Origin of the sequence: Schlesneria sp. (assembly GCF_036405755.1) — a bacterium.
In the GTDB taxonomy this organism is placed as follows: domain Bacteria; phylum Planctomycetota; class Planctomycetia; order Planctomycetales; family Planctomycetaceae; genus Schlesneria; species Schlesneria sphaerica.
Genome location: NZ_DASWWZ010000616.1, coordinates 1 through 11,825, shown reverse-complemented (window position 1 = coordinate 11,825; position 11,825 = coordinate 1). Strand labels below are relative to the sequence as shown.

General features: G+C 56.2%; 9 protein-coding genes. 5 read left to right on the top strand and 4 right to left on the bottom strand.

Annotation, left to right across the window (positions count from 1 at the left end; translation table 11 throughout):
* The 5 genes from VGE80_RS20355 to VGE80_RS20335 all read left to right on the top strand — a co-directional run.
* A partial coding sequence (locus VGE80_RS20355) for an H-X9-DG-CTERM domain-containing protein (RefSeq protein WP_440593933.1) occupies positions 1-169 on the top strand: 169 nt, incomplete at its 5' end.
* Between the two features lie 124 nt (positions 170-293).
* A complete protein-coding gene (locus tag VGE80_RS20350) occupies positions 294-2,123 on the top strand; it encodes a CRTAC1 family protein (RefSeq protein WP_373650649.1) in 1,830 nt (609 codons plus the stop codon).
* Positions 2,120-3,970, top strand: a complete 1,851-nt coding sequence (locus VGE80_RS20345; protein WP_373650650.1) for a CRTAC1 family protein — start codon at positions 2,120-2,122, stop codon at positions 3,968-3,970. The genes VGE80_RS20350 and VGE80_RS20345 overlap by 4 nt, the downstream gene beginning before the upstream one ends.
* Positions 3,960-5,285, top strand: coding sequence for a tetratricopeptide repeat protein (locus tag VGE80_RS20340; protein ID WP_440593932.1), 1,326 nt, complete (start codon positions 3,960-3,962; stop codon positions 5,283-5,285). Before VGE80_RS20345 ends, VGE80_RS20340 begins: the two co-directional genes overlap by 11 nt.
* A gap of 63 nt (positions 5,286-5,348) precedes the next feature.
* Positions 5,349-6,629 carry a tetratricopeptide repeat protein gene (locus VGE80_RS20335; protein ID WP_373650652.1) on the top strand — a complete coding sequence of 427 codons (1,281 nt, stop codon included), beginning with the start codon at positions 5,349-5,351 and terminating at the stop codon, positions 6,627-6,629.
* A gap of 43 nt (positions 6,630-6,672) precedes the next feature.
* Here VGE80_RS20335 and VGE80_RS20330 read toward each other — a convergent pair whose 3' ends face one another.
* The 4 genes from VGE80_RS20330 to VGE80_RS20315 all read right to left on the bottom strand — a co-directional run.
* Entirely contained in the window at positions 6,673-8,430 is a 1,758-nt protein-coding gene (locus tag VGE80_RS20330; protein WP_373650653.1) for a multiheme c-type cytochrome, read from the bottom strand.
* Positions 8,431-8,806: 376 nt separating this feature from the next.
* Positions 8,807-9,601, bottom strand: a complete 795-nt coding sequence (locus VGE80_RS20325) for an ABC transporter ATP-binding protein (RefSeq protein WP_440593931.1) — start codon at positions 9,599-9,601, stop codon at positions 8,807-8,809.
* The gene (locus tag VGE80_RS20320; RefSeq protein ID WP_440593930.1) at positions 9,595-10,674 is read right to left on the bottom strand and encodes an ABC transporter permease; all 1,080 of its coding nucleotides are present in this window, start codon (positions 10,672-10,674) and stop codon (positions 9,595-9,597) included. The genes VGE80_RS20325 and VGE80_RS20320 overlap by 7 nt, the downstream gene beginning before the upstream one ends.
* A 26-nt stretch (positions 10,675-10,700) precedes the next feature.
* A partial coding sequence (locus VGE80_RS20315; protein ID WP_440593929.1) for an ABC transporter substrate-binding protein occupies positions 10,701-11,825 on the bottom strand: 1,125 nt, incomplete at its 5' end.

Sequence of the window (11,825 nt, the reverse complement as noted above, 5' to 3'; positions counted from 1 at the left end):
GCAGCCTGCGGGAGACTATCGCTGCGATCAGATGAGCAGCAATCATACGGGTGGGGCACAGGCCCTGCTGTGTGATGGTTCGGTCCGATTCATCTCGGAAAACATCGGTAACTCGGTGCGACTGGCTCTCGCAACACGCGGTAAGAGCGACCCCTTGGGTGAATTCTAAGCCGGGCCGCTGTTCCGTCGAGTTTCCGTAGTCGATTGATCCCACGAGGTGAATGGCACCTCGTGGGAACTCTCATTCTACGGCTGCGCTCGACCACCGTGTTTTTTGAGTCCAGAAGTCGAATATGTCGAAGCCCAGACGACAGGCCCACGTGCCAGATGCGGGTTTAATTTCCTGCCCGGCTCGTGTGATCCTGATGATCATCACTGCGCTCGTCAGTGGTTGTGAGAAGTCTCCGAAGTCGGCTGCTCCCGTTGAAGTGACGTCGACGCCAGCGCTCCCGGTTCGGGTACGCGTTTCGCAGAATCTTCCTTTGGATCGCCTTCGCAGGATCGAGTCCGTCAGTAGTGACCTCGGCCGGATCCGCTTTGCTTCGGTGGCAGCGTCCACAGGACTCGAGTTTACCTATTCAAACGGAAACGAAGGCCGCCGCCTGATGTCCGAGGGGACAGGCGGTGGCTGCGGGTGGCTTGATTTTGATCGTGACGGCAACTGGGATCTGTATCTGGGACAAGGGGGTGTCGCAGATGCTGACACAACCGACGACCAACCCTCTGACGTGCTTTATCGGAACGTCGACGGACGTTTTGTTGATGTCTCGCTGACAGCGGGGATCCTGGAGAAGCGGTACGGGCAGGGGGTTGCAATCGGAGACCTGGACAACGACGGCTTCGATGACGTTTTCGTGACGAACATCGGAGGAAACGTCATGTGGCATAACCAGGGTGACGGTTCTTTCCGTGTCCTGTCTGACTGGAGCGAGGTGGAGTGGCAGGGATGGAGTACGACCGCCGCCTGGGCTGATCTGGACCTGGATGGGGATCTGGATTTGTACGTGTGCAACTACTGCGACTTTTCCCCTCGAAATCCGGTCATCTGTCGAAACGCTGGAGGGAAGCCGGTTCAGTGTCAGCCAAATCAGGTTGACCCTGTCGCGGACCACTATTTCGAGAACCTCGGTGATGGGCGGTTCCGGGAATGTGCTCAGGACCGGGGACTGGCAGGACCGGGAAACCGTGCACTCGGCGTTGTCGTCGCCGATTTCACTGGGGATGAGCGTCCAGAGTTGATCGTCGCAAATGATGCCACAGCAAACTTTCTGTTTGTAGAGCAGCAACCGGGAAAGTATGTCGATCTCGCCTCTCGCTTCGGCTGTGCGCTCGATGCAAATGGGCGTGCTCAGGCGAATATGGGAATCGCCATCGGTGACTACGATCGTAACGGGCTGCTGGATATCTACATCACGCACTTTGAAGGGGAGTGGAATACGCTGTATGCCAACGACGGAGAGAGCGGATTTCATGATGCCAGCGCGGAAACGAATGGAATTGAAGTGACACTGCCGTGGGTCGGGTTCGGAGTTGTCTGGCAGGACTTCGACCTCGACGGGGATGACGAGCTTTTCATCGCGAATGGTCACATCGATGACTTGGGGCGGGCGAGAGTCGTGGCCATGCCACCTCAACTGTTGACATTCGATGGTCAACACTGGAATGACGTCAGTGCCGACTCGGGTGAATACTTCGGACAGCTTCAAGTGGGACGGGCAGCAGCCGAAGCCGACTTTGACGGGGATGGAGACATGGATATCGCTGTCATTCATCAGAATACCCCCATGGAACTGCTGGAAAATCAGTCCCGATCTGGCCATTGGCTCGCTGTGGAGTTTACGGGGCGCAAAGTCAATCGCCGTGGGATTGGGGCCCGAGTCACCTTGAAGCAGAATGGGAAGACGCTGGTTCAGGAACTTGCAGGGGGTGTCGGCTACTGTTCCAGTCGGCAACCTCGCCTCGTCTTCGGGCTGGGAGAGTCAACTTCCCCCTGCGACTTATTGATTCGCTGGCCGGGAGGAATGCTGCAGGAACTTCGCGTGGACAACGTCGACCAGCTTGTCACCATCATTGAACCCCAAGCGGGCGGAAGCACCTTGACTGCGGGGAGCACGTCCGAGTGAGCCTTCCTGAATCTCTCAAACAACGGATTCTTACCCTGGTTTGCACCGGGGCCGCTTTCCTTGCCGGATGTCGCGCTGACGTCGCGGAACTGGTCCAGGGTAAGGGGCCTTCTGAATCGAAAGATGACGTACCACCGGCCCTGGCGACATCGGAACGAAAGTCGGTTTTCGCCGAGTTTGCCAGTACGAAATCAGTGTCAGAGAGTTCTGCACATCTGGCGGACTCGTCACGGCCGGCGATTCGATTCATCGACCGGGCTGAGTCGTTAGGAGTCAACTTCGTCTACCAGAACGGTGCTCGCGGCGAACAATTGATGATGGAGGCAACTGGGGGAGGTGTGGGCTGGCTCGACTATGATCGCGATGGCTGGCCGGACTTGTTTTTCGGGCAGGGGGGCGAGCCATGGCGACCCGCTGGACCTGATCAACCCCGAGACGAACTGTTTCGCAATCGAGATGGCACTGACTTTGAGAATGTCACCACGAACGCCGGGATCGATGATCGAGCCTACGGTCAAGGTGTCTGCGTGGGTGACTATGACAACGATGGCTTCGCCGATTTGTTTATTACAAATTTTGGCGAGAGTCGGTTATTCCATAACAGGGGCGACGGAACGTTTCACGAGGTGACACGTGAATCTCAAATCCATGAAACACTCTGGAGTACTTCTGCCGCGTGGAGCGACATTGATCGGGATGGCGACCTCGACTTATATGTCTGCCGGTACTGTCAATACGATGTCAACAATCCTCGTCCGTGTATGGACAAGGAAGGCCGTCCCTCGATCTGTCATCCTCAGCAAGTCGATCCAGAGCCCGATGAATTCTACCTGAACCTGGGCGACGGAACGTTCCGTGCTGCCGCTCAGGAACTGGGGCTTTACGGAGAAAATAATCGTGCGTTGGGAGTCCTGATCGCCGATTTAAACAATGACCGCTGGCCCGAAATTTTCGTCGCCAATGATACGAGTTCCAATTTTCAGTTTGTGGGTACGGAAGGCAATGACTTCGTCAATCTGGCGACGGTGCTTGGCTGTGCCTTGAGTTCAGAAGGAGTTCCCCAGGCGAATATGGGAATCGCCTGTGCGGATTATGATCGAAATGGCTACCTCGATCTTTACGTGACCCACTTTTCCGCAGAATGGAATACGCTGTACGCGAACGACGGTCCAGCGGGTTTCTCAGACCGTACAGCACTCGTCGGCCTGGTGGCCCCCACGATGCCCATGCTCGGCTTTGGAACGACGATGCACGATTTCAATGGTGACGGTTGGCTGGAAGTCTTCGTCGCCAATGGCCATATCAATGACCGCCGAACGGAAGGTTCGGGATATGCTCAGCCTCTTCAGTTGTTTTCCTTTAACGGTCGCTCGTGGGACGACGTGGGGAAGACGGCCGGGCCCATATTCCAGAAGTCGCTCGTCGGACGTGGCGTTGCAGTCGGTGACTATGACCGTGACGGGAAGATTGATGTTGTTTGTGTCACTCATAACACCCCTTCGCTGATCCTGCACAATGAATCCGAGGGGGCGCGAGTTCTTCAGATCGACTGCATCGGCCGAATCAGTAATCGCCAGGCGTTCGGCACGCGCGCGACGATCCATGCGGGTGGCCAGCAGTATATCGCCGAAATATTCGGGGGCGGAAGCTACTGTTCGTCGCAGGAGTTGACGATCACATTCGGCCTCGATCCCTCCATAGCGAGTGTTGATGTTGAGTTGGTGTGGCCCAGCGGGATCACTCAGGCATTACACAACGTCGCTACGCCACAGCGAATCACGGTACTCGAACCACTCGACAGCGATTCCGGTTCATCCATCAGGACTTTCGAAAATCGTGCCCCCTGACGCAACACCCATTCGGGACTCTCGACCGCGTTTCGCGCAGCATGCGAAGAAATTTGCCCGCGCTGTGCTATTGCTGGCGGGGATTGGTGCAGGACTTTGGGGGGGCGTGACCTGGATGCATTTTTCTCAGGTCGAAGCTGCGCGAAGTGCCTGTCAGAAATGGGAGTCTGAGCGGAACTGGTCTAAGTTGCTTGTCGCGGCGCACGAGTGGCGGCGGCTGGAACCAACTCGTCGAGATGCCATGCAAGCCGGTGCCACTGCCAGTCGCGAACTGCGTCAACCCAATTCGGTTTTCGAGTTTTTGAAGGATCACCCTGCTGAGACGAAGGGAGATGCCCCCTGGTTAAGTATGCTTGCCAGTGCACAGATGGGGCCGCTGAAAGATCCTCTCACAGGCTTGAGCACTCTGCAGAAAGTGTTGACGCTGGACCCAAAAGAAACAGAAGTTCGGCGTCGGATCATTTTCTTCCATGCCGTCATGGTGCAACCCGTTGAACTGCTCGCGGTGGTCCGTGATTCAGCGGAAAACGAGGCGGATCTACCGGAATTTTATGCTTATGCCTTTCTGGCGGATGGGCTGAAACTCAGCAATGCGCTGGAGCGGATCAAGCGTTGGATGCGCGGAGATCGGGACGAGCCGATGATGGTTGCCTACGCACTGAATTCGGCACGAAACCTGGATGGTGGTGTTCCTCCGATGGATGAAGCAGAAGCAACAAAGCTGCGGCACTCGCAGGCACTTCGGGCAAGCTACCTGCAACAGCTTCGGGAGATGTTTCCAGAGAATCACCACGTGCTGGCGTACGATCTTGGGCAGGCCGTGAGTAACGGCCAGACAGTCATGTGTGCCGAACTGTTGTCGCGCGCAACTGCGGTGGCGGATGGTGACTACCGCTTCTGGCGAGCTCGAGGCTGGCTTTTCCTGAAAGCCGGTGACTTCGTCGAAGCACAGCGGGCGTTTGACGAGGCCTTGAAGTTGCATCCGATTGACTGGCGAACACGCTATTATCTGGCTGACCTGAACAGACGAAATCGTCGGCTCGATGTCGCTGACCAGGAGTATCAACTTGCTGCGGAAGGGAAGGAGTTGGAGTCAGCATTCCTGGCTGCTTCCGACGTACAACATATACCGCATGAACTGTTCGACCGGCTGCGTGTGTTTGCGGGGAAGTGTGGGGACGAACTTGTGGCACAGCGATTGGAGGTTTTGTTGAGCACATCGAAGACAGGTCGTGCGTCCCCAAGCGTCGTTCCCAATCGTCGTCGTCAGGCCGCTTCGCAACAACTTCAGACACTCAAGCGGGAATTTCCCTGAAACCAATGTGTGTTTGCACCAGAGGGACAGAACATTTTCCCACTCTTGCCGTAAATGAATCTCATGTCCTCGCAGCAATCAACCGCCAATTCACCTCGAAAAAGCCAACGACATCGCTGGCTGTGGCTTGCTGGTATCCTGCCTCTTATTGCACTGGGGGTCTGGGGTGTCTGGGAGTGGTCGATTCACCGCTTTGCCGAGTCCTGTCGTGTGGCACAGGAGGAACATCGCTGGAATGACCTGGAAGGAATCTCGCGTCGCTGGAGCTGGTATGATCCATCGTCGGCGGAACCGTGGATCTACCTGGCAGATGCCGTCCAGCATCAGGAACGATACGTTGAAGCGGCCGAGTATCTGGCGCGTGTGCCGCAGCACAGCCCGGAGTACCTGCCGGCTCAACTGGGACGAGCAAAGATTCTGTTCGGACCCGCCAATCGCCCGTTCGATGGTGAGGATGCTTGTCGCGAGATCCTGTCTCACGAACCGTTGGTGGGTGGTGCCCACGAACTGCTGATCCAGTTCTACGCGGTCACGCTACAGCGTACGAAGTTACGGGAGCAAGTGAAATCGGCGATTCAGGTGGAGCGTGAACCCCGGGATGCATTCGTTTATTACTTTCTCATTGACACACTCAGGCTGGGTGAAGGGGTGTCGCTGAACGGACTTTGGTTGAACTCATATCCCGACGACGAGATCCTTTCGGTCGCGCAAATGCTGCACGGGGACGACGCCGCGCACAGTTATGTGGCGTCGCCAGAAAGCGTTGCCGACGACATGCTGAGCTCTGTCGGGACACCGGTTCAGCGGACAACGGAATCGAATGCGGTCGCGGATGCTGGTACTTCGACGCTGACAATTAAGGAACATGCCGCCCGCCAGTTGCTGGACCGCTTTCCCCACAATGCGAACCTGCTGGCTTATCTGGCTGACCAGGAACTTGCCAAGGGGAATGTCGATCAGGTGATTAAGCTCCTGGCGCAGACTCAACCCGATACAGAAGCGGACCCGCGATTCTGGCGATTCAAAGGATGGGTCCACTTTACGCGGAAAGAGTATCCAGAGGCTGAAAGTGCATATCGGAAAGCCCTTTCGATTCATCCACTCGATTGGCTGACGATGCACCGTCTCGCTGAAATTCTGCGAATTCGAGGACTGACGGACGAGGTCACGCGACTCGAAAAGCTGGTCGACCGTGCTCATGAACTTCGCCCCCGCATTCGCGAGTTGCGAAACGTCCGCGATTCGCCGGTGCCTCTTCTTAAGGAAATCGGTCGTTTTGCTCGTGACGCAGGGGACTCGCTAATTGCCGACGCACTGACAAAACGACTCGGGTCTCTTGAGTAGTCTGCTGCGACCCACTTGTACGAGTCTCATCGGATCATCTGCATTACTTCAGAAATCGGGAGATGGCCGTCAAGATTTTGCGGTGCCTTTCCGCTTTGTCTTGGTTCCCGAGTTGCTCGTACGCGACCGAGAGGCGGCGACGCAACTCCATCTGGGTGGGCTCACATTGCAGCGATTCTTCCGCCAGTTCCAAGCCCCGTTCCAGGTCCCCTTGATGCCATGCGGCTTCGGCCCGCAGTTTGTAATAAAGGCCCTTCCTTTTATCTTTTTGCAGGAGGATCTCAACTTCGCGGTCGACCTCGTTCCATGCGGAGCGAGCGGAAAGAGCCCCCGTGTGAAGTTCCCGCGCGTCGACTCGACCGGGTGCGAGTTCTAAAGCCCGCGTAGCGAATTTCTCGACATCGGACCACTTCCCTAGACGACTCTGAAACCAGGCCAGGCTTTCCCAGATCTCTGGATCTTCGGGCAGCATGTCTGTCAGCTCTTGCAGTGTCGCAATCGCTCGTTCAAGTTCTGCCGGTTTTCGCACCTGTTTTCGATCTGTCCGCACTGACATGGCCTCGGCCCGACGAATCTCCCATTCCGGGACGCCGGACATCAGAACTTCAGCGAGACGATCAGGCGACTCTTGATCGGGCTTTTCCTGGGGGCGTCTCAAGATGCGATGATCTGTAAATGCGGTATGGGGGATGTCTGATGCATCAAACTGAGGCATATGACAGCCGACGCAGCTTTTGCCAATTCGCTCGGCGACCGCTTCTGAACATTGCGGCTGGTTCTCGGAGTGACACGCGGCACATTTCTGGTCGAACGCAGTCGAAGGATTGCCACTGGGAAGTGCATGTGGATTATGACAGGAGATGCACCCCATCTTGCCATGACTTTTTTGATAGCAGGTGCTCGTCAGCATCTGTTCGGATTGTGAGACAGCAGTACGTTCTCCGGGAGGACTCGATAATATGACGTAAATATCACTCAATCGATCACCGGGACGGAAGTCGGAAGCACGTCGTCCGTAGCGCAGAGAAGTTCTTGCTGCGTGAAAGTGACATTGGTGGCAGACCGCATCACGTCGCTCGGGGTCGAGATCGCCGGGATTGACGATTCGATCCTCTCCCTTGAAGTTGTCAGGTTGCTGATGGTGTGCGACATGAGATGCGCCGGGGCCATGGCACCGTTCACAACTGATGGCATGCTCCACAATCGGCGCCTCTCGGTTCCATGAGTCAGGCGACGCCTCGATGTTCATCTGTCCGATGTGACAGGCGAGACACCGTTCTGTCAGCAGCCGATCAAATCGCTGGTGCATTCCGGGTAAGTAACCCGGTGACAGATCCCAGCGACTTTTGGCTGTGTACCAACTGATGGGCGACATAAAGTAACGGTCACCTCGGCGATAGGCATACGAGCGGCCATGCCGACCAGATCCGATTGCGAGTTCCATCGCCACTGCGAAATCATAGAGGGTTTCTTCGTCACGATCGATCAGTTCTTCATGATGGACGATGCCTGTCGCGTCCTTTTCAACACGATACTGTTTGTCATCGGCCGTGATAAACTTCGCGGTTTCACCATAGGCCTCGATTTCGGGAACGGTCGAAAGACTTCCGCTGGACCTTCCCATCGGATGTTGCGCGAACTGATCCGCGATCTCGCGGTGACACGTCGCGCAGGTCGCAGACCCGGCATAGTCCAATTCACGCGGAGAGGGCTTGGGGATGGACGGGGGTGAGGTCGTCCGTTCAGGGACCTGTGCAGGACCACGGGAACTGGGCGAACCACAGCCAGCGAAAAGAGTCACGGCAACCGCAATCCAAGGCCAGTCGAAGAGGCAGACACTAATTCCTGCCCGGCTCCACCCGCAGGCAGTCGGGAAAACGCTTGAGTTCCCCTTTGTCAGGTGGGTGAAAACCAATCGCCAAAGACCGACTGTTCTCACGTGGTCAAACCGTGGTCCATTGTGCATGAAGATCGGTCTCAAAGCGAATTGCAAGAAGAGAGTCAAAATGGACACATGCGATGTATTACGTGAAAAGCCTCAATCGACGGAGATCCCATCTGACCAAAGTGACTGACGCGTTTCAAAAGTTAGGGTTGGTTGACGTCGATGTTTACATTTGCGATCTGTAATCCACGTTACGTCAGAGAGATTGCGGTTGGGAAGAAATACTCCGTCGTTATCCGGACGCCGAAATCTGATTCCCCGCCAGATGCAGCATCTCAAGGATTTCTGCCCGGAGATTCATAAACTCTGGGTCCGTTCGTCTGCGAGGACGGGGGAACGGGACCGGGATGACTGATTCCAGACGACCGGGGCGGGGCGTCATGATCGCGATGCGATCGCAGAGGTAGATTGCTTCATCAATGTCATGGGTGACTAAAACCATCGTCGTGCCGCTCTTCTCCCACACGCGCAGGATTTCGTCCTGCATCCGAATGCGAGTGAATTGATCCAGAGCGCCGAGAGGTTCATCAAGTAATAGGAAATCCGGATGACTGATGAGTGCGCGGGCCAGAGCAACGCGTTGGGCCATTCCGCCCGAGATCTGTGATGGATAACAGTCCGCAAACTCAGTCAGGCCCATGAGCTCCATGTAGTCTGCAGCAGCCGTCGGATGTTTCTTGCGTCCACCGCAGGCGATGAGGCCAGCTTCAATATTTCGGCGAACTGTCAGCCAGGGAAACAAGCAGTGACTTTGAAAAATCAAACCTCGTTGGGCACTCGGACCAGTGACTCGCTCGGAACCCACCCAGACCCCGCCGGACGTCGCCTGGTCGAGACCGGCGATCAGGCGAAGCACGGTTGACTTGCCACAACCGCTGGGGCCAAGAAGCGCGACGATCTCACCCGGATTCACCGTAAGGTTCATATCGCTGATGGCCTGGACCGAGCCGAATGTGCGACGGAGTTGCCGGATCTCGAGTGTCTCACCTGTTCTTTCCGACGCGAGTCGAGACGGAATCGTTACCATTTGACAACCCCCTTCTGCCATCGCAGGAAGTGGTCGCGGGCCATGAACAGAAGTGTCATAAGGCTTGAGAAAAAGATCGCCATAATCAGCAGTGAAGCGTAGACCTTACCGTATTCCGCGTATCCTTTCTGCCACTGGATATACCAGCCGAGCCCGGCTTTGACACCTACTGTTTCCGCCACGATCAAGGTAAGGAATGAGGCACCCAAGCCCTGAAACAATCCCAGAAAAATGTTGGGCAACGCAGCCGGAATCGCCACGTTGAAAATCAAATAAAGGCGGCTCGCACCCATCGTTCGAGCGACATCCAGGTACGAAAGCGGAACATGAGAAATTCCTGCGGCAGTCAGCATGGTCATTGGAAACCAGACTGCAAATGCGATCAAAGCCGCACCGCTGAAGAATGACAACGATGCCGGGAAGAGTGTCATCACGAGAGGGACCAGAGCCGTCGCGGGTACCGGTCCGATGGTCTTGAGAACGGGCGTGAGCCAGTACCTCGCAATCGAGAACCACCCGATAAGAACGCCTGTTACTAAGCCGGCAGTGACGCCGGCCAGATAGCCGCATGCGAGCAGTCGCAGCGAGTGCCAGGTGCTCTCCAGCAGGATCTTGCGATCTTCGATGAGTGACCCGAGTACCTCATCCGGGCTGGGAAAAAAAGGGTGTGGCAGAGAACGCCATTTGGCCGTCAGCAAATCACAGCAGCCCAGAATGGCTACTGCACCTGCAACAAGAGGAGCGTAGTAACGGACACGCGGTCGAAGGGGGGGGAAGCCGAACTGAAGAAGCCACGCGATCGAAGACCCGAAAAGGATGACTATCAGCAGGAGGGGGTAAGGGTGCTGCCACTGTGGGAGGTTTGCCATCCATGCAATCGATGGCGATGCCTGATTGGGGAGTACAAGATGCAATATCAACGCAACAACCGACGCCACGACCGGTGATGCGCCAGGCATGTTCAATCCGTTACGATTGATGCTCGTATCTTGAGACCATTTGCCGGTCGCTGTCTCATCACCCTCTCGTGACGTGGCCGGCAAGGGGCTTACTTCGGGAGCTTCTGTTGTCATTGTCTCACTATTCTGTCATTGTCTCACTATTCGATGCAGCAGCGGCAGCAACACAGGCAGTCTTTGTTCAATTCAAAGAGTGCCACAAAACCTTCCGGAGACAATTTCGGAGCCCTTCCGCCATCGGCGATCTTCTCGACCTCCAATTGATTAATCCACTCGTCAGTAACCCCCTCCAGGTCCAGCCATGCCCGCTTCGTCAGCTCATCAACGTTGGTTGACTCTTTCAGCAGGCCTGCCCGCTTCATCTCACTGGCGGCGTTCTCGATACTCTGCCGGCAACTTGAGACGCCGGGCATGTACTTCAGTTGGGAAATAGCCTGGGCATTGATCTCTGTTGATGCGGCGATGTAATTCTTTTCGACTGCGAGCGTGGCGGCAGCGATGGTGTTTTCTTCAACCCAGCGCGACGCTTTCAGGAACGCTCGAGTCACCTTTGCTGCTGCGGCAGGGTTCGCGCGGGCCAGTTTCCCGCTGACGACGGCAGCACAGCAGTACTCCTCGCTGTAGGGTGCATCGGTCGCCTGGTCGGCAATCGTTCGCACGATCCCTTTGCCGACCAGAATCGTTCCGATCGGGTCGGAAGTACAGACGGCATCGACAAGTCCTTTTTCGACGGCCAGTCCTAATTCTGCCGGGGGATAAGGAATCCACTGGACGTCGTCACTTTCAGGACGGGGATCGATTCCGTGAGCTGCCAGAACACGACATGAGAAAAGGTAAGGGGGACTGCCAATGTGGGTCGCGACGCCAATCTTCTTGCCCTTGAGCTCGGCGGGTGACTTGATGTCCGAGTTCGCGGACACTTGCAGCCGCAGGCAGCCCGTATGGATGCCGCCCGTGATCTTCATATCAACACCCTGCTCGATCGGCTTCAGCAGGTACATGATCAGTGTGTGATTTGCATCGAAACTTCCCGTCCCCAAACCTTCGCGCAGGCCGTCCCAGTCGGTCTTCACCAGTTCTACATCCAGACCTTCTTCGGTGTAGAATCCTTTTTCCTGGGCCACGAACATGGGAGCTTCGCAGGTCAGCCCCAGATAGGCAACTTTCAGTTTTGTCCGTCCATCGGCCGTCGTGGGGGAAGATTCACCACTGCATCCAATCGTACCGGCCAACAGGCCGACTGCTCCAAGCAATGGTAAGACGCG

Coding starts and splice junctions, on each gene's coding strand:
- VGE80_RS20350 (WP_373650649.1), top strand. CDS start 294: ATGTCGAAGCCCAGACGACAGGCCCACGTGCCAGATGCGGGTTTAATT.
- VGE80_RS20335 (WP_373650652.1), top strand. CDS start 5,349: ATGTCCTCGCAGCAATCAACCGCCAATTCACCTCGAAAAAGCCAACGA.
- VGE80_RS20325 (WP_440593931.1), bottom strand. CDS start 9,601: ATGGTAACGATTCCGTCTCGACTCGCGTCGGAAAGAACAGGTGAGACA.
- VGE80_RS20320 (WP_440593930.1), bottom strand. CDS start 10,674: ATGACAACAGAAGCTCCCGAAGTAAGCCCCTTGCCGGCCACGTCACGA.